21 protein-coding genes are annotated in these 25,256 nt (G+C 45.9%); 18 read left to right on the forward strand and 3 right to left on the reverse strand.

Annotation, left to right across the window (positions count from 1 at the left end; genetic code table 11):
* Nucleotides 1-46: 46 nt before the first annotated feature.
* Complete coding sequence (locus AB5Z01_RS06415; protein ID WP_332008860.1) at nucleotides 47-1,324, reverse strand: glycoside hydrolase family 5 protein; 1,278 nt, start codon at nucleotides 1,322-1,324, stop codon at nucleotides 47-49.
* Between the two features lie 256 nt (nucleotides 1,325-1,580).
* Here AB5Z01_RS06415 and AB5Z01_RS06420 point away from each other — a divergent pair, with 256 nt between their 5' ends.
* From AB5Z01_RS06420 to AB5Z01_RS06500, 17 genes are all read left to right on the forward strand, one after another.
* Nucleotides 1,581-2,750 (forward strand): cation diffusion facilitator family transporter, encoded by a 1,170-nt coding sequence (locus AB5Z01_RS06420; protein ID WP_332008861.1) that lies wholly within the window; start codon nucleotides 1,581-1,583, stop codon nucleotides 2,748-2,750.
* A 97-nt stretch (nucleotides 2,751-2,847) separates the two neighbouring features.
* The gene (locus tag AB5Z01_RS06425) at nucleotides 2,848-3,051 is read left to right on the forward strand and encodes a DUF1858 domain-containing protein (protein ID WP_022288179.1); all 204 of its coding nucleotides are present in this window, start codon (nucleotides 2,848-2,850) and stop codon (nucleotides 3,049-3,051) included.
* Between the two features lie 75 nt (nucleotides 3,052-3,126).
* Entirely contained in the window at nucleotides 3,127-3,798 is a 672-nt protein-coding gene (locus AB5Z01_RS06430) for a class I SAM-dependent methyltransferase (RefSeq protein WP_332008862.1), read from the forward strand.
* A 23-nt stretch (nucleotides 3,799-3,821) separates the two neighbouring features.
* Nucleotides 3,822-4,307: a hypothetical protein gene (locus AB5Z01_RS06435; RefSeq protein ID WP_287215888.1), complete on the forward strand. Its 486-nt coding sequence runs from the start codon at nucleotides 3,822-3,824 to the stop codon at nucleotides 4,305-4,307.
* Nucleotides 4,291-5,052: a Nif3-like dinuclear metal center hexameric protein gene (locus AB5Z01_RS06440; protein ID WP_287215890.1), complete on the forward strand. Its 762-nt coding sequence runs from the start codon at nucleotides 4,291-4,293 to the stop codon at nucleotides 5,050-5,052. The genes AB5Z01_RS06435 and AB5Z01_RS06440 overlap by 17 nt, the downstream gene beginning before the upstream one ends.
* Nucleotides 5,053-5,068: 16 nt before the next feature.
* Entirely contained in the window at nucleotides 5,069-6,820 is a 1,752-nt protein-coding gene (locus AB5Z01_RS06445) for an NFACT family protein (RefSeq protein ID WP_287215892.1), read from the forward strand.
* 300 nt (nucleotides 6,821-7,120) lie between these two features.
* Nucleotides 7,121-7,351, forward strand: a complete 231-nt coding sequence (locus AB5Z01_RS06450; protein ID WP_287215894.1) for a hypothetical protein — start codon at nucleotides 7,121-7,123, stop codon at nucleotides 7,349-7,351.
* A complete protein-coding gene (locus AB5Z01_RS06455) occupies nucleotides 7,299-9,359 on the forward strand; it encodes an NPXTG-anchored protein (protein ID WP_287215896.1) in 2,061 nt (686 codons plus the stop codon). Before AB5Z01_RS06450 ends, AB5Z01_RS06455 begins: the two co-directional genes overlap by 53 nt.
* Nucleotides 9,360-9,438: 79 nt before the next feature.
* Nucleotides 9,439-11,418: a DUF4430 domain-containing protein gene (locus AB5Z01_RS06460; RefSeq protein WP_287215898.1), complete on the forward strand. Its 1,980-nt coding sequence runs from the start codon at nucleotides 9,439-9,441 to the stop codon at nucleotides 11,416-11,418.
* A 10-nt stretch (nucleotides 11,419-11,428) separates the two neighbouring features.
* Nucleotides 11,429-13,159 (forward strand): prenyltransferase/squalene oxidase repeat-containing protein, encoded by a 1,731-nt coding sequence (locus tag AB5Z01_RS06465; protein ID WP_287215899.1) that lies wholly within the window; start codon nucleotides 11,429-11,431, stop codon nucleotides 13,157-13,159.
* Nucleotides 13,147-14,079 (forward strand): MoxR family ATPase, encoded by a 933-nt coding sequence (locus AB5Z01_RS06470; RefSeq protein ID WP_260647444.1) that lies wholly within the window; start codon nucleotides 13,147-13,149, stop codon nucleotides 14,077-14,079. Before AB5Z01_RS06465 ends, AB5Z01_RS06470 begins: the two co-directional genes overlap by 13 nt.
* Nucleotides 14,076-15,044, forward strand: coding sequence for a DUF58 domain-containing protein (locus AB5Z01_RS06475; protein WP_287215903.1), 969 nt, complete (start codon nucleotides 14,076-14,078; stop codon nucleotides 15,042-15,044). The genes AB5Z01_RS06470 and AB5Z01_RS06475 overlap by 4 nt, the downstream gene beginning before the upstream one ends.
* A 17-nt stretch (nucleotides 15,045-15,061) precedes the next feature.
* A complete protein-coding gene (locus AB5Z01_RS06480) occupies nucleotides 15,062-17,083 on the forward strand; it encodes a transglutaminase family protein (RefSeq protein WP_287215906.1) in 2,022 nt (673 codons plus the stop codon).
* Nucleotides 17,080-17,610, forward strand: a complete 531-nt coding sequence (locus tag AB5Z01_RS06485) for a DUF4430 domain-containing protein (RefSeq protein WP_117897180.1) — start codon at nucleotides 17,080-17,082, stop codon at nucleotides 17,608-17,610. Before AB5Z01_RS06480 ends, AB5Z01_RS06485 begins: the two co-directional genes overlap by 4 nt.
* Nucleotides 17,607-18,473 carry an energy-coupling factor transporter transmembrane component T gene (locus AB5Z01_RS06490; RefSeq protein WP_287215909.1) on the forward strand — a complete coding sequence of 289 codons (867 nt, stop codon included), beginning with the start codon at nucleotides 17,607-17,609 and terminating at the stop codon, nucleotides 18,471-18,473. The genes AB5Z01_RS06485 and AB5Z01_RS06490 overlap by 4 nt, the downstream gene beginning before the upstream one ends.
* A complete protein-coding gene (locus AB5Z01_RS06495) occupies nucleotides 18,446-20,086 on the forward strand; it encodes an ABC transporter ATP-binding protein (protein WP_195220706.1) in 1,641 nt (546 codons plus the stop codon). Before AB5Z01_RS06490 ends, AB5Z01_RS06495 begins: the two co-directional genes overlap by 28 nt.
* Entirely contained in the window at nucleotides 20,076-20,762 is a 687-nt protein-coding gene (locus AB5Z01_RS06500; RefSeq protein ID WP_195220705.1) for an ECF transporter S component, read from the forward strand. Before AB5Z01_RS06495 ends, AB5Z01_RS06500 begins: the two co-directional genes overlap by 11 nt.
* A gap of 31 nt (nucleotides 20,763-20,793) precedes the next feature.
* Here the strand turns inward: AB5Z01_RS06500 and AB5Z01_RS06505 are convergent, their stop codons facing one another.
* The gene (locus AB5Z01_RS06505) at nucleotides 20,794-23,475 is read right to left on the reverse strand and encodes a cation-translocating P-type ATPase (protein WP_287215913.1); all 2,682 of its coding nucleotides are present in this window, start codon (nucleotides 23,473-23,475) and stop codon (nucleotides 20,794-20,796) included.
* A gap of 237 nt (nucleotides 23,476-23,712) precedes the next feature.
* Here AB5Z01_RS06505 and AB5Z01_RS06510 point away from each other — a divergent pair, with 237 nt between their 5' ends.
* Nucleotides 23,713-24,504, forward strand: coding sequence for a Bax inhibitor-1/YccA family protein (locus AB5Z01_RS06510; protein ID WP_138336463.1), 792 nt, complete (start codon nucleotides 23,713-23,715; stop codon nucleotides 24,502-24,504).
* A gap of 242 nt (nucleotides 24,505-24,746) precedes the next feature.
* Here AB5Z01_RS06510 and AB5Z01_RS06515 read toward each other — a convergent pair.
* A partial coding sequence (locus tag AB5Z01_RS06515) for a transposase (protein ID WP_368365394.1) occupies nucleotides 24,747-25,256 on the reverse strand: 510 nt, incomplete at its 5' end.

The raw sequence follows: 25,256 nt of genomic DNA on the forward strand, positions 1-25,256 counted from the left end.
GCTGTTCGCCCCTACAAATGTATCAGCATATTTGCGTGTGAAAAACTTATGACGCCTTTGCGCTCTTTCTGACCTCTGTGTAGCCTGCCGGTGACGGGATCTCATAATCGTCTGTGGAGTTTATGGCTCTCATCATGCCTGCGATAAGGTCAGGCTGTGTGATAGTGTAGTCAAATCTGTTTACGATGCCAAATCCCTTGTTGCCGTTGTAGCCGTTGTCCCAGTATACACAAACAACACCGTTTTTCTTTGCCGCCTTGATAAGATATTCAGACCAGTAGCGTCTGAACTCATTGTAGTCTGCAAACTTTTCTGTCTTGTCCTGTGCGCCAAATTCGCCGATAACAACAGGATAACCTTGACTTACAAACTTCTCGTTAAGAAGTGCCATTTGGCTGTCAACATAATCCTCCTGACCCCAGTTGTCATAATTCTTTACCGCATATTTGCCCCACTGAGTTTTTGCGGTCTTGTTCTCGTCAATAGTGAAATTGAATGGGTCATAATAGTGAACTGATATCATGATACGCTTGCCGTCAGCCTTGCAGCCGTTGTCGGTAGGTATCTTGAAGTTGTAATCATCTCCTGCTGTGTAATCTATATTGGTGTTCCAACCAGGAAGAAGCAGCCAGCGTTTTTCATTGTTTGAACCTGTGGCTCTCACTGAGTCAACAAATATCTGATTGTATGCGTTGATGTTATCATATGCTTTTTCGTCAGGCTTGCCGTAATCATTGTTGAACTCCTCGTTCATGGACTCGAAAATAAGGTGCTGGTCATAGTCCTTGAAACGGTCTGCTATCTGAGTCCAAACCTTGCCGTACTTGTCCTTTATCTCGGTCTGCTTGTCATCGTCTTCAGCACAAAGCAACCAACTGTGGTCAACAGTGTAATATCCGTCACCGTGCATATTCACTATAGCGAACATATCGTTGTCAACAACATAGTCAACGACTTCCTGAACTCTGTCCAGCCAGTCAGTGTCTATCTTGTAGTCAGGACCGTCTCCTATCATGTCAAGATAAGAAACAGGTATTCTTACTGTCTTGAAGCCTTGCGCCTTTACAGTGTCGATAAGCTCTTTGGTTATCTCAGGGTTGCCCCAGCAAGTTTCGCTGGGAAGTCCGCCGCTGGAAGCTTCAAGCTGATTGCCTAAGTTCCAGCCAAGCCCCATGGCTTCTGTTATCTGTGTCTGGTCAAGCTCAGTCCACTTCTTTGCTGTGTCTTTTGCCTCGCTGTCGGAGTTCTTTCCGCAGCCTGCCACAGCCGCTGTCATAACTCCTGCAAGGAGCAGAGCGGCAGCTCTCGATATGAATTTTCTCATTTTTTATATAACCTCTTTCCTTTTTGCGTATGTAAACGATTAACGCTAATGACTATTATAGCACACTGCACAAATTTTTTCAATAGTGAAAAGAAAATTTTATTATGTGGTTGAAATGAGAAATAAGTGGCTGCATATTGCCTGCTGCGGCGAATATCCATATAAATAAGCATTTGCACTTGATTTTGTAATATTATGTGTTATAATAGTAGATAAACTTATAAGTTTACTTTGGTAAACAAAAGGGGATATTCATATGGCAGCACTTCTTGTAAGATTATTTATAAAAGACAGAGATAACGTGAAAGATAAAAACGTCCGAAAAAAATATGGTTACCTGGGCTCATGTACTGGTATAGTCCTTAATATCATGCTTTTCCTCGGTAAGCTTATTGCAGGATTTGTGTCAGGGGCTGTGTCCGTTATGGCGGACGCTTTTAACAACCTTTCTGACGCAGGCTCGTCTATAATGTCACTGGTTGGCTTTAAAATGGCAGCCAAAGCCGCAGACGAAGATCACCCTTTCGGTCATGGCAGAATGGAGTATATCTCAGGTCTTGTCATTTCGTTTATTATAATGATGATGAGCATTGAACTTGGAAAATCTTCTTTTTCAAAGATCTTTGCCCACGATAAGCTTGCTTTCTCGGTAATGACCTTTGTGATACTTGGCTGCTCAGTGGCTGTTAAGCTTTGGATGTGGTATTTCTATAGAAAGCTTGGAAAAAAGATAAACTCTACCTCGCTTTTCGCCTCTGCCGCTGACAGTCTTTCCGATTGCACCGCAACAGGAGCTGTTATGCTTGCAATGGTATTCTCTGCGTTCACAGGCATAAACATAGACGGCTATATGGGCGTTCTCGTTGCTCTCTTTATCTTCCGCTCAGGCTTTATGACCTGCAAGGACAGTGTTTCGCCACTTCTCGGCTCAAAGCCTGACAAAGAGTTCGTTCAGGATATCGTTGACACTGCAATGAGTTTTCCTGAGATAATCGGTATCCATGATCTGCTCATACATGATTATGGCGTAGGGAATACCGTTATCTCCTTTCATGCTGAAGTGCCATGCGAAATGGACTTTATGGCGGCTCATGAGCTTATAGACGATCTTGAGGACAGCATGAAAGAAAAATATCACTGCGCAGTGTCTATACATATGGATCCGGTGGCAGATCATGACGAGCAAACTATCGAAACTAAAAAGATAGTAACAGACGTTGTGAAGTCTATCGACCAATGCCTTAGTATACACGATTTCAGAATGACAAAGGGCGAAAACCGTGAAAATCTTATTTTTGACGTGGTAGTGCCTTTTGATTTCAGACTTTCAGACAGCGAGGTAAAAGCAAAAATATCAAAACGGCTCACAGAATTTGACGGAAGATACAACGCTGTTATAAATGTTGATAAGGGCGATATATTATAATAAAAAGGGCTTGCTTTTTTTCGCAGGATTGGTTATAATATAGGTATAACGCAAAGCTTTTGCGGTGCGTGGTCTATCATGATAGGAGGAATATAAAATGGCATTCACAGTTACAAAGGATACTATTATAGGCGATATAATGGACGCTGATGAAAATACAGCACCATACTTTATGGAAATGGGTATGCACTGTCTGTTCTGCCCTGCGTCAAGAGGCGAAACTCTTGAAGAGGCTTGTGCTGTTCATGGCGTTCCTGTTGAGGAAATGCTTGAAAAGCTCAACAAGCACTTTGCAGAATAAGCGTTTGGAACTACTTTCGCCGCCCAGCCGCCTTTTCAGGGGGCGAGCGGCGATTTTTTTCTTTGGAGGACAGCTTTGGATAAAAGACTTGTGACCTGTGCAAAGCTTTGTACAGGAGAATTTGTATGTGACGTGGGGACAGATCATGGTTATCTGCCCTGCTTTATGATAAAGGAAAATATGTGCAAAAAGGCTCTCGCCTGTGATGTTGCACCAATGCCATTGAGATCGGCTGAGGAGCATATCAATCGTGAGGGGCTTTCAGACCGCATTGGAACGGTGCTTTCAGACGGGCTTGACAATGTTCCGCCAGAGGGCATAACAGACGTTGTTATGGCAGGTATGGGCGGTGAGCTTATTGCAAGGCTTCTGGAAAAATGTCCGTGGGTGAAAAACGGAGTGAACCTCGTTTTACAGCCTATGACAAAGTGGGACGTGCTTAGAAAGTGGCTTTATGACAACGGCTTTGAGGTGAAAAAAGAGCTTGCCTGCACAGAGGGACTGTTTGCATATTCTGTCATGCAGGCGGTGTATACAGGCAAAACTCCGTCCTATGATTGCGATGACAGATATTTGCAGTTCGGCTTTGTTAAGCCTGAGGGCGAGGGGAAAGAGTATATCGCAAGGCAGGCAAAAAGAATTTTTGTCGCAGGCAGCGGAATGATGAAGTCCGAGGACAAAAAGGAGCTGGGAGAAAGGCTTGTTAAGCTTGCACAGAGCGAACTTGAAACGTTGAAAAAAATATGATACAAAAAAACATGGGGGCAAAAATGAAATTTCTGAAAACTTTAGGGATAGGTATAGCGACCCAACTTTCCGTAACGATACTGTCAGTAATTCTGTTGCTTGCATTCTGCTCCGTAAGTCCAGGCGGTGCAAGCGTGATATTAAGCGGCGTTGTTGCTTTGGGTGCGTATATAGGTTTTTATTTTAAATTTAAGAAACCAAACATGGGCAAAGCCTTTTACTGGCTCAGCTTTGCGTTTATACCGCTTGTTTTACATACCATTGTTATGGCTTTTGTCTATACTCATTGCGAAAAAGATGTGGCAGAGGCTTTGTCGAGAGGCACATGGTTTCCCGCACTCAACTATATGCCCTTTGTCGCTATGATGCCTGCATTGGTGGTTATCGCAGTGACAACATTCATCACGGGCTTTTACGAACTTCTTGACGCAAAGATCAAGGACAGAAATACCCCTGACAGCACATCGGATATAAAAAAAGGAGCTGACAAAAATGACGACAGTTTATGATATTTATAGTTTTATAGAGGATTTAGCCCCATACCGCTTGCAGGAGGGCTATGACAACAGCGGTCTTAACGTGGGGGAAATGTCCGCTGAGGTAAGGAGCGTGCTTGTGGCGCTTGATTGCACCGCAGAGGTGGCAAGAGAGGCTTGTCAGCGTGATTTTGACCTTGTTCTCACCCACCACCCTGTTATTTTCAGAGGACTAAAGACCCTCGTGCCGAACGACCCTGCTGTGATACTTGCGGCAGGGGGAAAGAACGCTCTTTCCATGCACACAAATTTCGACTCCGCAGAGGGCGGAATGAATGACGTGCTTTGCAAAATGCTTGGTCTAAAACCCGAGAGCGCTTTGCATGAAGAGCATGGCGTTGGCTGTGGATATGTCTGCGAGTGTGACGGCATGAACGTCCGTGAGCTTGCACAGAGAGCAAAGGACGTTCTCGGCTGTAGAGTAGTCCGTTTCAGCGGCGGAGAGCGTGAGATAAGGCGTGTGGGAGTGTGCTCAGGTTCAGGCGGTTCGTTCCTTGCTGACGCCGCAGAAAAAGGCTGTCAGGTGCTTTTGACAGGTGACGTGAAGCATGACGTTTTTATAGACGGCGAGAATATGGGCATTTCTGTTATAGACGCAGGTCATTTCTATACGGAAAATATCTTCTGCGAGTTTATCGCTGGTGAGCTGAAAAACAAGTTCAGCGATCTGAGAGTAGAGATAGCCGTAAGCAACAGGGATATAGTTGAAGTAATATAAAAAGCAGGTAAGTAAAATGGCATTGGACGGAATTTATCTGAGCTTGCTCAGAAAAGAATTTGACCCTCTTATTGACGGCAGAGTGGATAAGATACACCAGCCTTCACGAGAGGAGCTTATAATGACTATCCGCACTAAAGAGGGTGCGCAGAAGCTTATGTTCAGCACAGGTGCAGGCTCGGCAAGGGTTCATATAACAACGGCGGATATAGAAAATCCGAAAACACCGCCTATGTTCTGTATGCTCATGAGAAAGCATCTTGCAGGGGGCAGACTCACTGCCATTAGGCAGGACGGCTTTGAGCGTATACTTTTCTTTGACTTTGAAGCCACCAACGAAATGGGCGACAGGGTGAATCTCACACTTGCGGCGGAGATAATGGGCAGGCGTTCAAATCTTATCCTCTATCATGAGGACGGCAGGATAATAGACAGCATAAAGCGTGTGGGACAGGAAATGTCATCAGTGAGAATGGTTCTTCCCGGTGCGCAGTATACTTTGCCCCCAAGAGAGCAAAGGCTGAATCTTCTTGACTGCACAAAGGAAGAGCTTTTGGCAAAGATAGCTGAAAATCCCACGGCGGAGCTTTCAAAGGCAATAATGAAAACGCTTGAGGGCATTTCGCCAGTGTTCGCAAGGGAAGCTGTGTTCTTTGCGGCAAGAGGTGCTGAGATAACAGCCGAACAGCTAAGCGGCGACACTGCGGACAGGCTGTGGTTTTATTTCTCGAAAGTCCGTGACAGCATAAATGACGGCACTAACGTCTACACAGTGCTGAAAACAAAAGAGGGCAATCTCAAAGATTTCTGCTTCTGCGATATAACGCAGTATGGTGCGCTCATGGTGACAAAAAGCTTTGAGTCGCCAAGTGTTCTTCTGGACTATTTCTATGCGGAGAGGGACTCCCTTTCAAGAATAAAGCAGAAAGCCAATGACCTTTTCAAGCTTCTTATAAACACCTCCGAGAGAACTCAAAGGCGTGTGCAAAATCAGCGTGAAGAGCTTAAAGAGTGCAAGGACAGGGAAAAATACCGCATTTACGGTGACCTTATCACTTCAAATCTCTATGCACTTGAAAAGGGAATGGCATATGCCGAGGTGCAGGACTTTTATGACGAGAACTGCCCTACAGTGAAGATACCACTTGACAAAAGGCTTACGCCAACACAGAACGCTCAGAAGTATTATAAGGAGTACAGAAAGCTCGACACCGCAGAGAAAAAGCTCACTGTGCTTATTGCAGAGGGCGAGCAGGAGGTCAAGTATCTCGATTCTGTTTTCGATTCTCTAACGAGGGCGCAGACGGAGGGAGATATAGCCGAGCTTCGTGAGGAGCTTTTTCAGGAGGGCTATGTAAAGCGCTCAAAGTTCAAGGGCAAGCCTCCAAAGGCTCTGCCGCCTATAAAATATCGTTCTTCTGACGGCTATGAAATAAGGGTGGGCAGGAACAATAAACAGAACGACCGCCTCACCTGCAAGGAAGCAGAGAAAACTGACCTTTGGCTCCACGTTAAGGATATCACAGGAAGCCACGTTATCGTCACCTGCGACGGGGAAATGCCACCTGACAGGACAATAGAGGAAGCGGCAATAATCGCCGCCTGCAACTCAAAGGGAAGAAATTCCTCCAGGGTGGACGTTGACTACACTTTCATAAGAAACGTGAAAAAGCCAAACGGCTCAAAGCCGGGCATGGTTATTTTTACAAACAACTACACTATCACTGTCAAGCCTGACACGGAGCTGGAGGAGAAACTGAGGGTATAGCCTAAAACTATATCCAACAAAGTTTTAGTCTATGAGTTTATGAAAATGCCACAAAAACGGCGTTGTATCGGACTTATTAGTGGTGTAAAAAGGTTATTGAATAATCCATAGCGATATGGTATAATTATCATGATGTGAATATTAAGAAAGCACAGTTTGAAAAGTTGTTAGCTGAGTAGAGCGTGTCAGGGCAAAAGCCTTGCCGTCAGGGAAGCAGGTCCAAATCCTGCACAACCGCCATTACTGTGTTTGACAGGCTTTTTGTGCGCTGTCATAAGTCAGGTATCTGCTGTGTTTTCGTTGACTATTTCTGTCTTGGGCGATGAAGATGACGGTCTGCTTTATCGCTGTGCAGGCAGTAAAGCGGATAGAATGCTTTTTCGTTTCGGCGGAAAGGCATTTTTTTGCTGTGGTCTGGGTGTTCATAAAAAGTGCATTGACGGCGGAACAGTGTGTATCAACGAAAGGACAGAAAAGAATGAAGAAGAAAATTTTGAGAACAGCCAGCTTCGCTCTTGCGACTGCTCTTAGTCTGAGCGTGTGTGCAAGCGCATTTGTTTCAGACGGAACAAACAACAATGTAACAACATCAGTCCTCCCTGACAGTGCGGATAACGCAGTGCTTAACTGGGCAACTAAGGTAGGAAAAAGCTGGAACGATGGTCCGTCGCCTGTGGCTATCGTTGGAGATAATATCGTTTATACATCTGGCGACAAGCTCATGAGAATGAATAAGGAAACGGGCGTTGTGGATTCAGTAGTTGGACAGCGAGCAGGCACAAACAGCTACGCTATCCAGCCTGTTACTTATGCAGACGGCATGATATTCTCAGCTTTTAACGGTGGAATTCAGGCATTTGACGCTGACACCCTCGAGTCGCTGTGGGTATACAAGGACAGCGTGGGTGGTCAGTCTGTAAGCCCTATCTACTATAATGACGGCTGTATCTACACAGGCTTCTGCAACTATGGTTCAGGAAAAAACGATCAGTATGTTTGCATAGACGTTAAGGACGAAGATCCTGACACAACAGATGAAGAGAAGTCACCAAAGTGGACATTCACAAACAAAAGCGGTTTCTATTGGGCAGGCGCATATGCAACTGATGATTTTGTCGTTCTCGGCATGGAAAATGCAAAGGCAAATACTACCGACCCTGCAAGAATAGTTACTCTTGACAAAAACTCAGGAAGCGTTATAGATACTAAGTATACAGTAGGCGGAGGAGTAAGAAGCACTATTTCTTACGATAAGGATACAGACGCTTATTATTTCACATCTAACGGCGGATATTTCTATAAGGCAACAATAGACGATGAGGGCAATTTCACAAAGCTTGACAGCATTGCACTTGGCGGCGCAAGCACATCAACTCCTACAGTTCTTAACGGAAGAGCTTATGTTGGCGTAAACGGCTCAGGCTGGGGCGACTATAAGGGCAGTGCTATTGCAGTTATCGACCTTGACAGCTTTGAGATAGCATACAAGGCAGAAACAAAGGGCTATCCACAGACATCAGGTCTTGGCGTTGTGAATGAGAACGGTTATAACTATGTTTACTTCACAGAGAACGCATCAGCAGGCGCTATCCGCTATGTAAAGGATAAAAAGGGCGTAACAGAAGTTCTTGACGCTCAGATAGTAAACGGAAAGAAAACAGCTCCGTCACTTTTCACACCAACGGGCGCTCAGGCACAGTACGCTATAGCTGACCTTGTTGCAGACGAAAACGGCACTATCTACTTCAAGAACGATTCAGGCTACATAATGGCTGTCGGCTCAGAGGTGGAAAAGCTTGTGACCGAGAATGCTAAGACAGTATGCAAAGAAGGCGAAGCTTATGACGCTTCCGACTTGAAGGTCTACGCAGTTCTTAAAAACGGTGTGAAGAAAGACGTTACAGATTATGTGACTATCGACGATACAGCTCTTACAGCAGACGATGATTTCGTTACTGTTACATACAAGTATGGTATGTACAGAGATAAGACAAAAGAGGGTGCTGCAAACACAACAGGCGTTGCCGTTTCACCTGTTGAAACAACTATCAACGTAACAGTTCTTGCAGCAGAGGATTATGACAGCGTAAAGGCTGTTGAGAAGCTTATCAGTGACCTTGGCGAGATAACACTTGACAGCGAGAATGACATCAAGGCAGCAAGAGTCGCTTATGACGCTCTTGGCGACCTTAAGGAATATGTAGGCAATGTTGACGCTCTTACGGCCGCAGAGAAAAAGCTTGAAGAACTCAAGACACCAAGCTCTTCATCAGAAGCAGAAAGCTCTGTAAGCTCATCTGACGTATCTTCCGAAAGCACAGTATCTTCTGCAAACTCTGAGGATACATCTTCTGCCACTTCATCAGCCGCAGAGTCAGTAAGCAGTGCTGACACATCAAAGGCGGCTGACAGCTCATCAAAGACAGCAAATAACGCAGGTGCGGCTAACCCTAACACAGGTGCGACAGCAGGCGTTTGCGTAGCAGGTCTTGCACTTCTTATCAGCGGAGCTCTTACAGTTTCAAGAAAGAGAAAGTAAAAAATTAAGACAAATAAGATATAAGTTATTTTGCAGGATACTCGCCCTCTATTTTCAGGGGGCGGGCATTTTCTGTGATATGAAAAGTGAGAATATTATGAAAAAGCATACACAAAAAAACAGGCAAATAATAATGCTGTCAGCAGCGGCGTTTTTTATCGCAGCGGCTTTTTTGTGTATGCGTTTTTATAATATGAGCAGTTATAAGACCCCTGAAAATCCGTTTTCAGCACTGTCTGAAAGCCTTGCGGAGGAGGACGGACAGGGCGGAGAGGGCTATGAAACAAGCTCTCAGCCAAAGGACGAAAGCTCAGATATGGACAGCTCACAGGCAGATGACAGTGATAACACTGATAGTAGTGACAGCAATACAGATACAACAGAAAGCTCTCCACAGGCTGACAAAATCGACGGAAATTTCCCGACAGTAAATGGCGGGAACACGAATGTTACCATAAATGTCCAAGGTGAAAATAAGTCTGACGAGGTAAAGAAAAAGCCTGACAGCAAGACCGAAACTGTCACAAAGAACACCGACACAGAATATTTCACCACCTCTATAAAAGAGGGCGAGCGTGTAAAAAAAGCCCTGTATAAGTTCACAATAACACATAAAAACAAGGCTCTCATAGTGCAAAAAGTTCAAGTCACTGTGAACGACAGCGTTGTAAATCAGTTTTCTGGCAGCGTTTCCCTTCACGCAGGAAAAAACACTATCCGTGTTGCCTGCACTTATACCGACAAAAGCGGTCAGGTGAAAAGGGCTTATAAGGACTATACAGTTTATTTTGACAAAAAGGAGATAACCTTTGACACCGACCTTGCGGATAAGGATACTGACACAGAAAGCATAACATTTTCAGCCACAGCTTTTTACGGCAGTGATAAAATACCTTTGACGGTTAAAGTCAACGGTGAAAAGCTTTCCGGTGGTGAAACTTTTACCGCACAGCTTTCTGAGGGGGAGAATACTATAACTCTCTCTGCGGAAAAGGACGGCTCAAAGGCTGAAAAAAGCTTTAAGATAAAATACACTCCTGCGGAGTTTTCAATTGATACCGACCTTTATGACCGCACTGTAAATGACGCCGATTTTAGCTTCTATGCGAGAATGAAAGGTCAAAGCGGCAGTGCAAAGCTAAGCGTTATTCTAAACGGCAAAAAGCTTTCGGGCAGAGATAATTATACCTGCACCCTCCAAAGCGGTGATAACCGTATAAGGCTTTATGCAAAAGACGGTGACAAAAAAATAGACAGATATTTCACTGTCACCTATGTACCCATTGCTGACGATACCACAAGACCTGAGATAACGTATATAAACGTCACCAACGGACAGACAGTGAAAGGCTCGGGCTTCACCCTCAGATTTAACGCACAGGACTATCAGGGCGGAAGGATATATGCCGACAAGACCGAGGTCTGGCTCAATGGGCTTTCTGTTGAGTGTATCGCACAGGACAGGAACTCAGCCTATTATCTCCAGCTTTCGGGCGGGGCAAATCTTCTTGAAATAAGGGTGTATGACCCCGAGGGCAGATATGCGGATCATGCCTATACCATAAATTCTGTCAGCGCACAAAAAGGCGAGCAGACAGGCGTTATAACAATGAGCTTTGACGCCGATACCATAGGGCTTGGACAGCTTGCCGCAGGCTCAGAGGTGGCAATATACGAGGGGGACACAGGCGTTGACGTTATAGAGCGTTTCCTTCAGCAAAACGGCTTCACAGGTGACTTTACAGGCAAGGGCGATCAGAGATATCTAAGCCGAATACACAAAAGCGGTGCGTTTTCAGGTGGAGCAGTAAACAGCGAGCTTGCGGAGCTTATAAAAAATGATGGCATTGCAGACAGCAACACACAGTATGCCGACAGCCTTGGAGAATTTGACTACACCTACGGCTCAGGCTGGGTGTACACTGTAAACGGCAATATGCCTGCATACGGCATGGGCAAGGTGAACTTCACCGACGGCGACACTGTTAGGCTTGCGTTCACAGTTGCCTACGGAAGAGATATAACAGGTTCACAGGATAGCTATGACAAAACATGGTAGGAGGATATTGTTGAAAACGAGAGGTTTTCTTGGCAGATTAGTGGCGGTGTTTGCAGGGGCAGTAATGCTTCTGACAAATGTTACTGCGGTGAATGCAGATAACGCAGATAAAAGGGACAGGATAACTGAAAGCGCAGAAAAGGTCTGTCAGTGGCAGCGTGACAAAATGGGCATTTCTCAGGACGAGAGCATTTTTTCGGGGGATTTTCTGCAAAACGCAGGCATAGGAAGCTCAGATTGGCTTGCCATAGGCATTTCACGATTTGGTTTTGAGGAGGACTATGAGGCTTATCTCACTGCGCTTTCTCAGCGTGTGAAAGCTCTTTCAGATACCGACAACGCTACCGAGTGGCAGAGGTGCGCTATAACAGCCTCCGCAATGGGAGGCGACCCTGCCGACCTTGGGGGCATAGACCTTGTAAAAGGCGGTGTTTACGGCAGAGATGAAAATAATTCCGTAGGCAAACAGGGCCTTAACGGATGGATATTTGCACTTTTGACCCTTGATACAATGGGCTACAAGACCCCGGAGGGTGCAGAGTTTGACAGAGAGCGTATACTTGACGAGATAGTTTCTTCGCAGAATACCGATGGTGGCTTTTCGCTGTCAAAAGGTGAAAGCGATATCGACATCACCGCAATGGCTTTGCAGGCGATCGCCCCATATTACAATGATTTTTCCCGTGACGATGTTAGAAAAAGCGTTGACAAAGCGGTGGAGTATCTAAGCGGCAAGCAGGACAGCTCAGGTACGTTCGGAAGTGCAGAAGCTGATTCGCAGGTAGTAATAGCACTTTGTTCACTTGGTATAGACCCCGAAGCTGACAGCCGTTTTGTGAAAAGTTCCGACCTTTTGACCGCCCTGCTTTCCTATCAGAACAGCGACGGTGGATTTTCACATGAAAAGGGCGGCGATTCTGACGAGCTTGCCACAGGGCAGGCTCTTTGCGCACTTGCGGCACAAAAGCGTTTTGAACTTACGATGCGACGTATTTACGATATGAGAGAGGAGCTTTCAGTTCTACAGCGTGAAAAGCTTGACGGCATAAACGGCAGGCTTTCGGATATCTCAGACGAGGAGAGTGCAGAAAAAGCCTTGAAGCTTTTCAATGACCTTGATTGTGACGAACGCACATATGTGAGATACGGTGCAGAGCTTGAAAATGCGGCTGAAAAATACAGCCTGACCTTGAGCGACAGGGCTTTCACAGTGGAGCTTGCACAGACAGACCATGGAAACGGTTGTGTATACAGTATCGAGAAAACGGAAATATATAAGGGCAAGAAAGGCTTTACAAAAAGCGACAGAAACAAGCTTGAAGCCCTGAGAAAAAACGGTGTTACTTCGGGGGACTGCACTGCTACGGCTGTGCTTTTAGTCCATGCAAAGGCTGACGAGAGCCTTTCCGACAGGGATAAGATAATATCAGAGCTTGAAGAGATGAACGCCAAAGCGAACGAGCTTTACAGTGAGATATCAGACCTTAACAGTATCATAAGCCGTGAGCTTTATCCTGTTGATAGTGTTGGAAAAGACAAAAAGGATCTTTTGGAAAAGACCGCAGAGAGGATAAAAAAGCTTCCTGAAAGCGAGCGGAAAAAGGTCACTTCTGCTGACGAGATAATAAAAGAGGCGGAGGATAAAAACGTGACAGTGTATGTGATATCTGCGGCAGCGGTGTTGTGCGCAGTGGGAGTTTTCACAGTGGTAAGAAAGAAGGGTAAAAAATGCGTGAGATAACAGATGAAGTGAAAAAGGTCATAATCGGCAAGGACGAAGTGGTGGATATGGTGTTCGCCGCAATTTTGGCGCAGGGTCATGTGCTTATGGAGGACGTTCCGGGCGTGGGAAAAACTACTCTTGCGGTGGCGTTTTCAAAGGCTTTGGGGCTTGAAACAAAGAGAATACAGTTCACCCCTGATACTGTGGCTTCCGACATCACAGGCTATACGGCTTTTGACAGACAGGCGCAGGGCTTTACTTTTCACAGCGGTGCGGCAATGACGAATATACTTCTTGCAGACGAAATAAACAGAACCTCAGGCAAGACGCAATCTGCCCTTTTGGAGGTCATGGAGGAGCGGGCCTGCACAGTTGACGGCAGAACATATCCTCTGCCTGAGCCTTTTGCAGTGATAGCAACACAAAACCCTACAGGCACAGTTGGCACGGCGGCACTGCCTGTTTCACAGCTTGACAGATTTATGATAAAGCTTTCAATGGGCTATCCTGACAAGGCGGCAATGCGAAGCATAATGTCAGACCGAAGCAGTTCAGACCCACTGGTAGATGTGAAAGCCGTCTGCACCGCTGAAAAGCTTATAGAAATGCAGAAAAAGGCAAAGGCTGTTTTTGTTGACGACAGCGTTTATGACTACATCTCAGACCTTTGCGACGCCACAAGGCATAATGAAAATATTTCTCTGGGCGTATCCCCAAGAGGTGCTTTGGCACTTTGCAGGATAGCAAAGGCGTGGGCGTGCTATAAGGGCAGAGAATATGTCGTTCCCCAGGACGTAAGAGATTTTTTTGTCCATGTTTGCAGCCACAGGATATCACTTTCTGCAAAGGGCAGGCTCTCAGGACTTGCGGCAGAAAGTGTGCTTGACGAGATACTTAAAAGCGTAAAATGTCCTGAGAATGAGGAAAAACGCAGATGAAGAGGCTATGCTTCTGCCTTTGCACAGCTTTGGGCATACTGCTTTTTGTGCTGAAAAAGCCCATTGGTATATCGGTGCTTGGGTTGTGCGCAGTGCTTTTTGTATTGTCAGTATGTGTAAATATATTCTCGAAGAAAAAGCTGTCAGCAACACTGGTAAGCCACGGCACAGGCTTGAAAAATAAGGACATGAGCCTTAAATTTATCTTCACAGGAACTTGCGGTGAATACAGCGGTAAACTGCGGCTTAGAAATATGCTCACAGGACAGTGCGATGATATAAAGGTGCATTTTATCATCAGCAGAGAGCCTGCTCAGGTGGATATCACTGTAAAAAGCGACACCTGCGGAAAGATAAAAGCAGAGTTTCTGACACTTAGAGCCTTTGACTTTACAGGGCTAACATGGAAAAAGGCGCAGTGCGAAATAAAGGGCAGTGTGAACATAATGCCTGATGCTGCAGAGATAGATGAGAGCGAGGAAGCAAAGCTCAAGGAAGCCCTTGAAAGCGACTTTTTCAGCAATGAAAACGAGGGCTTTGACCACAGCGAGCCTATCGGAATAAGAGAATATCGTCAGGGGGACAGCTATAAATCGGTGCATTGGAAGCTGTCTTTCAGACTTGGTGATATCTACGTCCGTGAATATGGCGAGCCTGTTACTGACAGCCTTTGTATCTACGTTGAAACAGGCGGAAATGTCCCCGCAACGGATTATGACCGCATTGCCGCAAAGGCACTGAGCCTTTCAATGTATCTTTCAGACGGCGGTATAGGGCATTATATGGCGTTTTACAGCTTTTCTCAGCAGAGAAAAGTTTTCGAGCATATCGATAGCGCAGACAGCTTCACTGTCGCTTTGGACAGCCTTCTTTCTTCACAGCCTGAGCAGGGAAAAGAGCGACTGTCGGAGTTTTCAGAGCTGTTTGAAAGAAGCGGCATAAGCCGTGTTATCGAGATAAAATAGTAAAAGAGGTGACAATTTTGACAGCAAGTGTTTGCTATGTGGAAAAGCGCTTTTCAAAGGGTGTTTATATCATGCAGAGCCTTTTTGGTGCAGTGACAATGCTCCTGCTGTCATTGTCGCTTGGTATGGGCTGGCGAGCCTTTGTCCTGGTAGGTGTGTGCATATTGACAGCCTTTGCAGGGGTATCAAAAAAGACTTTGCCTATACCATTTTTTGCCGCACTATTGTCGGCGGTGATATTCCACAAGAAGTTTTTAACAAGCCTTGCAGGGCTTTTGAACTGCGTCTTGACCGCCCACGGTAAAAGCGCAGGAGTAGTGGAAATGCTTGTGGAAAAAAACTCAGACCCTTGGTTTGCTCTTTGCGTGGGTGCAGTGATAGTTTCCACAGTGCAGAGCATTTTCAGCCGTCTTGACAGCAGAGTTTTTACAGTGGCAATGCTTGCGCTGTTTTTGTGCGCAGGTATCTTTATTGATATCCCTCTGTACTATGCCACTGCAGAAGTTGCGTTAGGTATCCTTGCATTGACGTTTTCCGGCAGCATAAAAGGCGATTTGAAGCCCTTTGTGCTTATACTTACAGCATTTTGCACAGTGCTTATAGCCTGCCTGACAGGGCTTTTTGATAAGCTTTCCAACTTTGCCTTTGCCGATCGCTTTAATACGAAAAGTGAGTATGAGATCATAATGGAGCACCCACAGCCATTGTATCTTATGGAGAGCCGTTTTGAGAAAGAAACTAACGGCGTGTGGGGGGAGCTTAGCGGTGAGGAGAAATATGCCTACTCAGACGAGTTTTATTGGCTTGATAAGCTTGATTTCTCACCGGCTTTTCAGACCGCTTTGCTTGACAATGCCCTTGGTATATCCGACAGCGGCAATGTTACAGTAAACATCAAAAATGGCGGAAAGCCCCTTTATACCTATGGTATGACCGCCGCAGAGAACGCTTTTTCCGACCCAAAGATAATAGGCGGAAGCTTTGAGAACACCAAAAGCTATTACAGGCTTGCGGTGTCGGAAGGCTATCTCACAAAGCCTTTTGGCACATTTGATACCCTGCGCACTTATAAGCCCGCGGATTATCTTGCCACAGAAAAGGGTTATCGTGACTATGTTTATTCCACCTGCCTTGACATATCAGCCGAGGACAAACAGCTTGCCGCAAACCATTTTGATCTGCAAGGTTCTCAGGGTAAACTGCGGTCTGATATGCTAAGCTTTTTTGTGTCAGACGCAGTGCTTGACAGGTCAAAGACCTATGGGGGCGAAAGCTCTTTTGCAGATATGCTTGAGGTAACTTGCCGTGGGGGCGAGGAGGATTTTGCTGCCGCCGCTGTGAAGATCTTCCGTGCAAAGGGCGTTCCTGCCAGGCTTTGCAGAGGATATTTTATCACATCAGATATGACCAAAGACCTTACAGATAACTCAGCCCTGACCGTCACTTCAAAACAGCTCCACTATTGGGCGGAGTATTACAAAGACGGCATAGGCTGGCAGCCTTTCGAGGTCTGCCCCGATTATGTTGGCATGATAAAAACTGACGACAGCTCTGTAAAAGCAAAGCCCACCAACCAAGGCGGCGAAGCCCTTGCTCCCGAGGACGAGGACAAACCAAGGGAAGAGATCTTTGAGGAGAACAAGACTAAACCTGCGGAGAAAAGCTATGCGGTATATATCGTTATCGGTGCGGTAATACTTATACTTTGCCTTATTGCGGCAATAATAGCTTTGGTAAGAAAAAGAAAGTTTGCCGCTCTGCCTGACAGCAAAAAGGTGGAGAAGCTGTTCTTTGCAGGCAGAAAAAAGCTTTGCGGCAGGGATTTCTCAGACCATACGCCAAGGGAGCTTTCCGAGAGCATAAAAAAGACCTTTGGCGCTGATATGGCGGAAAGTTTCGCAGAGTGCGAGAAAATATACGAAAAGGCGAGATTTTCAAGGCTCGAGATAACCAAAGAGGAAATGACAGTGGTTAAAAATTTCGCAGTTTCAGCAAAGAAAGCCAAAAAGCTCAAAGGTCAGGAGGGAGCAGAAAAGTGAAAAAGGATATCGCTCTGCTCATAGTCATAATTTTAGCAGCGGCAGCGGTCATAAAGGGCGTTGATATTCAGTCCGTTGACGAGTATTACAGCCTGCACAGCGACGATACCGCAAATGCCGCTCACACTGTAACTCTGACAGTGGATTGCTCTGATATTTTGGATAATTACGATATGCTTGACAAAAATCTCCGTGACGAGTGCTATGTTCCCTCAGACGGCATTGTTATGCCTGCGGAAAAATATGTCCTCCGTGAGGGCGACACCGCCTTTGATCTGTTGGAAAAAGCTACAAGGTGCGGGAAGATACCCCTTGATTATCAAGGTTCAGAGGATAATATTTACAACACTGTGTATGTCCGTGGCATAAACAATATCTACGAGTTTTCCTGCGGTCCGTCCTCAGGGTGGACCTATACGGTAAATGGCGAAAGCCCCGATAAGGGCTGTTCACAGTATGTCCTCAATGACGGTGACAGCGTGGAGTTTTACTACGTTTGCGACTACACAAAGGAGGCGGTGAAATGAGGTTGTCAGCTTTTCACCCTTTGACCGCCCTTGTGTATTTTGCGGCTGTGCTTGCGGTGACAATGTTCTGCTTTTCACCAGCCGTTGGTATATGCTCGGCAGTGGGAGCGTTCCTGTTCTGTGCCATAACTCAAAGCTGTAGACAGACCGCATCAGAACTTGCTTTCTACATCTTTCTTACCGCCGTTTTGACTGTCACAAATCCACTTTTTTCACATAAGGGCGTAACGCCGCTGTTTTTCGTAAACGGCAAGGCTTACACAAAGGAAGCCCTTTTTTATGGCTTGACCGCTGGACTATCCCTCACCGCTGTGATAATGTGGTGCAAAGCTCTTGGAAAGGTGCTTACAAGGGAAAAGCTCCTATACATTTTCGGCCGAAAAACGCCAAAAGCTGCCCTTGTGATAACAATGACAATGGGCTTTATCCCAAAGCTCAAAAGGCTTCACAGACAGCTTTTGGACGCTTTGAATTGCTCTGGTGCGAACATCTCCGACAGCCGTTTTGACCGCCTGAAAAAAGACTGCACAGTGTTCACAGCCCTTTGTGCAGGCACGCTTGAAAGGGGAGCGGACACAGCCGCTTCAATGAAAGCCCGTGGTTATGGTATCCAGAAACGAAGCTTTGCACATTCGTTCAAGTTCAGAGCATGGGACGGCATTTTTGTGGCGGCTTTTACAGCTATCTTTGCATTGGTGCTGATATTTTCCGCAAAGGGCGAGCTGTCCGCCGCTTTTTACCCTGTGATAAAGCTTGAAAACAGCGTTTTGCCTGTGGGAATGTTCGCATTAATATGCGTTTTCCCGTTTATTCTTGAAGTAAAGGAGAGCATAAAATGGAAATATTGTCTTGCGAAAATGTAGCCTTCAAATATAACGAAAGCACGGACTATGCCATTTCTGACTGCACTTTTTCAGTGAAAAAAGGCGAAAAAATAATGCTCTGCGGTGCTTCGGGAAGCGGAAAATCTACTTTGCTCAGGCTCCTGAAAAGAGAGCTTTCCCCAAGGGGAGAGCTTTCGGGCAATATCACCCTTATGGGCAAGGACAGAAGCGAGCTTTCTGATAGAGAAAGTGCCGAAAAGATAGGCTTTGTAATGCAAAGCCCTGACAGCCAGACGGTATGCGACAAAGTATCGGCTGAGCTTGCTTTCGGGCTTGAAAGCTTTGGTGTGAAAAGTGGTGAGATACAAAGCCGTGTTGGTGAAATGGCGGCTTTTTTCGGTATTGAGCCGCTCTATGACAGGGATATCTCCACGCTTTCGGGCGGTCAAAAACAGCTCGTCGCTCTGTGTTCCGTCATGGCCACAGACCCTGATATCCTGCTTCTTGATGAGCCTACCGCACAGCTCGACCCCGTTGCCGCAAGGGAGCTTCTTGGCATTTTAGACCGCCTTAACAAAGAAATGGGCGTGACTATCATCATTGCCGAGCATGACCCCGAGGAGCTTTTTGACTCCTGCGACAAAATTTTGTATCTTGCAAAGGGCAAGACCGAGTTTTTCGGTACGCCTGCCTTGACCGCAAAACATTTTGTGAAGAACGCTCTGGAGGGCTTTCTTCCCGAAACCGCCAAGGTGTTCGCAAGGCTTTGCGATGACCTGCCCCTCAATGTAAGACAAGGCAGGGCGAAGCTTGAAAAGCTTGGCGTGACGGATATTCCAAAGCAGGCTGTCACTGATACAGAACGTGCTGAGCCTTATGCCCTGCAGTGCAAAAATCTGTGGCAGAGATATAAAAAAAACTCCCCCGATATCCTCAAAGGCTGTGATCTTGGTATCAGAAAAGGGGAGTGCTATGGGCTTTTAGGCTCAAACGGCGGTGGAAAATCAACGCTCCTGCGTGTGATATGCGGACTTTGCAAGCCTTATATGGGCACTGTTTCACTTTTCGGGAAAAAACAGAAAGCCTATAAAAGCGGCTCGCTTTTCCGTGAAATGCTTGCATTTTTGCCCCAAGAGCCTGTGACAATGTTTGTAAAAGAAAGCGTCCGTGAGGATCTTTTGCAAAGCGGTGACAAAGTCACAGTGGAAAATGTTTCACAGCGTATGGGCATAGAACATCTTCTTGACCGCCACCCTTGGGATCTCAGCGGCGGCGAGATACAGAAATGTGCTTTTGGAAAAATTCTTCTTGCTGACCCGAAAATAATAGTCCTCGACGAGTGTACAAAGGGCATGGACAGTTTCGCCAAAAAGGCTCTTGGTGATATTCTTTTGGACCTAAAAGACGAGGGCAGGACCATACTTCTCGTGACCCATGACCTTGAATTTGCCGCACAATACTGCGACAGGTGCGGACTTCTTTTTGACGGAAAGATAGTCGCCGAGGATAATGCCGTGGAGTTTTTCTCCCAAAATCGCTTTTACACCACCGCCGCCGCAAGGCTCACAAGGGGCTTTTTCAGTGGTGCGGTGACGTCAACAGCCGTAAGAGAACGGCTCGCAATGGTGAAAAGAGGTCAATATGAGCAGTAAAAAACTTGTGTCAGGGCTTATCTATCTTCTTGTCATACCCCTTGTGTGCTTTGGCGGTATAATGTTTTTCAGAGAACGCTTCTATTCTTTCGTCACCGCAGCACTTGCCATTCTTACCGTGGCAGGCTATTTTCTCCACTTTGAGAAAAAACAGTCTGACAGCACACAGCTTGTGATAATAGCCGCCATGACCGCATTGTCCGTTTTCGGCAGGATAGTTTTCAGCTTTCTGCCGGGCTTTAAGCCCTGCACCGCAATCGTTATCATAACCGCCCTTTATATGGGAAGAGAATCGGGCTTTATGACAGGTGCAATGACCGCCCTTATCTCAAACTTCTATTTCGGACAGGGTGCGTGGACGCCTTTTCAAATGCTGGTTTGGGGTCTGACCGGATATTTTGCAGGAATGCTGGCTGATAAGCTTATAAAAAGCAAGCCACTCCTTGTGACCTTCGGCATAATCTCAGGAACGGCGTTCTCTCTTATCATGGACTTGTGGAGCTGTCTGTGGGCTGATAACGCATTTATTCTCAGCAGATACCTTGCCCTTGTTAGCTCGTCAGCCTTTTTCACCCTTATATACGCAGTTTCCAACGTGTTTTTCCTGCTGGTTTTATCAAAACCTTTTGGCAGGATATTTAAAAGGCTGGATAAAAAATATGGATTAAAAAATTAGACCGACAAAGCTTTGCCCTGTCGGTCTTTTGCTATCCCTGCGGGGCGTTCACTGTTACGTCAGGAGATTTTTTGCCCATAAAAAGCTTTGGTATTATGCCTGCCCCAACAGGCACGATAGCCGCCGCTGCCACCGCCACAAGAAACTCTCCAAGGCTCGGAACGGCTGTGAAAAATACCTTTTGCAGAACAGGGAGCCATATGCCTGCAAACAGCGCTGCCGCTGATATGAATACAGAGAAAAGCAGGAATGGGTTTGAAAGATAAGGTACAGTGAAAAGCGTCTTTTCTTCCGACTTACATTCAAACACATGGATAAGCTGACTAAGTACAAGTGTTATAAGCGCACCTGTCCTTGCAGTGCCGAGAGAATGGGTGTTAGTGAGCAGAACAGTGAAGCTTGCAAGGGTGCAGATACCGATAAGAAGCCCTCTTATGACGATATGCCACATAAGTCCGCCGCTGAAAAAGCTGTCGTCCTCTTTTCTAGGGGGCTTTTTCATTACCGAGCTTTCCGCAGGCTCAAGCCCCAGCGCAATTGCAGGCAGGCTGTCTGTAACAAGGTTTACAAGAAGTATCTGCGCTGGAAGCAGTACCATTGGAAGCCCCATTAAAATTCCCCCAAGCATAGTGATGACCTCGCCTATGTTGCAGGAAATAAGGTAGCGCACGAATTTTCTTATGTTCTGATATATGGTCCTGCCCTCCTCAACGGAGTTCACAAGGGTGGCAAAATTATCGTCAAGAAGTATCACGTCAGCCGCCTGCTTTGTGACCTCTGTGCCTGATATTCCCATTGATACACCTATGTCGGCTTCTTTTATAGCAGGTGCGTCGTTTACCCCGTCGCCTGTCATTGCACAAACGTGCCCACAGCTTTTGAATGCCTTTACTATCCTGAGCTTGTGTTCAGGTGTCACCCTTGCGAACACACGGCAGTTTTCTATTACCTCGTCAAGCTGTTTGTCGTCCATTCTGTCAAGCTCGTCGCCTGTCAAAGCGATAGAGCCTGCTTTCATTATCCCAGCCTCTTTTGCAATAGCCTGGGCAGTGAGCTTGTGGTCGCCTGTTATCATAACTGTCTTTATGCCTGCACGCTGACATTCCGCCACCGCCTTTGCGGCTTCAGCCCTGAGAGGGTCTTTCATTGCCATTAGTCCAAGAAAAGCCCATTCCCCGTCCACCTGCTGTGAAAATGCTATCACACGCAGACCTTTTGAAGCGTATTCATCGCACTTGTAAAAAGCCTGTTTTCTCATTGCTCCGCCAAATGTCAAAAGCTCGCCGCTGTCAGAAAAAACGTGGCTGCATTCTTTTATGATAACGTCAAAAGCGCCTTTCCTGAATGCCGTTGTAACCCCCTTTTCGTCAGCGCATATTACTGTCATTGAGCGTGTTTCACTTTCAAATGGCAGCTCGTCAGTTCGTCTGTAACCAAGGGAGCTGACATTTATACCTGCGTTTGCGCAGGCTATGAGTATAGCTGTTTCTGTAGGGTCGCCCTCTGCACAAAGCTCGCTTTGCCTGCCGCCCCTGTCACGCTTTTTTATCTTCTCAGGCGGGCAGAGCCTTGCGTTGTTGCAGGCTGCGCCGCACAAAAGTATCCTGCCAAGGTCAGGGCTTTCCCATGCTTTCAGGGCTTTGTTTTCAAAGCTTGCCCCCTCTTTTGTTACGCCGTAAGCACGGCTTTTTTCGGTGCAGGTGAAAATATCAGTGACGGTCATTTTGTTCATTGTCACTGTACCCGTCTTGTCAGTGCAGATAACAGTTGCACAGCCAAGAGTTTCCACTGAATGAAGCCTGTGTACAAGTGCCTGCCGCTTTAGCATTTTTCTGACCGCAAGGGCAAGGGCTATTGTCACAGTGGCAGGCAAGCCTTCAGGTATTGCGGCAATGGCTATGGTTATTCCTGTCATTGCCATGTTGAGAACAGGCTCGCCTCTTAGTACGCCTGCAAGGAAAACTATCACGCACACTGCAAGGCAGATCATAGCAAGAGTTTTTCCAAGCTCACCTAGCTTCTTTTGCAATGGAGTTTCAGGCTCTTTTATCTCATCAAGCATGGTTGAAACCCTGCCCATTTGGCTTCGCTCACCTGTTGCCACCGCCGTGACCTCGCCAACGCCCTTTGTGACAACTGTTCCCATGTATACCATGTAATCCTTATTCAAAGCGGTAAAATCTATCTCAGATGTACGGCATTTCTTTACCGCAGGCACAGCTTCGCCAGTGAGTGCAGATTCGTCGCATGATAACGCCCTTGATGAGTTTATGTAGCCGTCGCAAGGCACTCTGTCACCTGCTTCGAGAGTAAAAACATCTCCTGCCACGACCTCCGATGCAGGAATTTTCACAAGCCTGCCGTCACGATATACCATGGCGGTGGGAGCAGTCATGTTTTCAAGCTTTTCCAGAGTTTTTTCACAGCGGTATTCCTGAATAAATCCCAGCGCAGCGTTAATGATAACTATAAGCACGATAGGCACAGCGTCAGCATATTGCCCAAGTGCTACGGATATCACCACCGACACAAGAAGTATCATCACCATAACGTCATGAAACTGTCCTGCAAAAATTTTCGCCGCAGAGGTCTTTTTCTTTTTGGCAAGGCGGTTCTCTCCGTCCGTACTGAGCCGCTTTTCAGCTTCCGCAGTTGTTAGCCCCTTTCTTGTGGTCTGGTTTTCCGTAAGCTTCTTTTCAAGTATATCCAGCACAATGTATCTTCCTTTCTGATTTTTTGGCATAGCCTTGATAACATTGTGCGAAACGTTTTGACTGCACAAGATTTTTCAGTGCTTTTGCCTTTGCTTACATCATATGCGGACAAGTCTCAAAAAAGAACCTTGCGTTGTTGCCTGAAAAATCATATTGACTTTTTTAAGAAAATATGTATAATAGTATATAAGCCATGAAAATAAATATTGGCGAAAAAAAATAAAGGAGGCAAATTCATGAACGATTATAATAATTTTTCTGAAAGCTATTCAAATCCACGAGTTAAAAAGCTGCGCTCTTTTGCACAGTCCACTTACGGCATAGAGGCGGCAAGCTATAAGGGCATTGCAATGAAGACCTTGTATTTTGTTGCAGTTTTCGCCGCAGGCATGGGAGCATATTTTTACATTCACAACTTCTTCGGCGGCGGTGCACAGGCTTTTTCCACTGAGTATACTATCTTTGTCGGCGCTATTATCGCAACAGCAATAGCAGGACTTGTGGCTTCATTCGCTCCGAAAACAACGGCGGTAACAGGCTCTATTTATTCCGCAGGCATGGGATATGCCCTCACCTTTATGTCAATGATCTACGCAATGCAGTGGAAAGGCATAATAGTTGAAGCTGTTACACTGACGCTTCTCACAGTTGCAGTGCTTGCAGTTATCTATTCAAAGGGCGTTCGTGTGGGAAGCAGAATGAAAACTGCTCTTATCACCTGCCTTTGGGTCTCTATCATTGGCGGATTGCTTTTCATGCTTCTTGCATGGCTCGCACCTCATTCAGCTATCTACACTTCAATCGTTGCAATAAACAACGGCCCTATCGGCATACTTTTCGCTGTTATTGGCGTTCTTATCGCCGCAGCGCTTCTTATGTGCGATTTTGAAACTATCCAGATGACAGTTGAACAGGGGCTTCCTGCTCAGTATGAATGGTATGCAAGCTATGGCCTTATCGTAGGTGTTATTTATCTTTATCTTAAAATACTGAATCTCCTTGCAAAGATAGCAAACAACAGAAAGTAATTTATAGACTTAGCACTTTTTATCCCTCGTCGCAAGGCGGGGGATATTTTTATGCACAAAAAAGGCGCTGTAAAAAAAAGCGCAACAAAGCCCGTGGATTCCCTCGATATGGAAGCCCACGGGCTTTAATATATCACACAGCAAAAAAGAACTATCTAATCTTGAAAAAAGGGTACAGCAAACACACCGGCAGAAAATACAGCGCTTTTTGCCGATTATTAAAATGTTGAAAAATATCTTTTTCAGGCTGCTTTTCTGATTGCGATCTTCTTCAAGTGAAATTTATGCAGATTAAAACCACAGCAAATCATCGCAATTTCTAAATTCATGGCATTTAAGCCACGTCTTCTGGCTCTTGTGTATGACCGATTCCACTTGATGATACCATTTGCACCTTCAGATTGAATGCTTCTGTTCATTCTGAGAAGCGCTCCATGAATACAATTAAGATTGTCCAAAACTTCTTTGTGAAATGCAGTCAATTCTTCATTTATGCGAACTATGCGATTTCCCTTGCATTTGCAGCACTTTTCTTTATGAGAACAGTTTGCACATTCTTCACACTGATAGAATTCTTCTGTTCTCCCATATTTGTTTCCCTTTATGGGTCTGCTGTAAACGTAATGGAATTTTTTGTTGTTAGGACACAGCAGATCACCGTTTTCATCTATGCGTAAATTCACTGCTCTGTATGGATCATTATGGTATTTAATATTCTTGCTTTCTTTTTCATACATGGTGAATTTCATGTA

Source organism: Ruminococcus sp. RTP21359st1_H3_RTP21359_211015 (genome assembly GCF_040909065.1).
GTDB lineage: Bacteria > Bacillota > Clostridia > Oscillospirales > Ruminococcaceae > Hominimerdicola > Hominimerdicola aceti.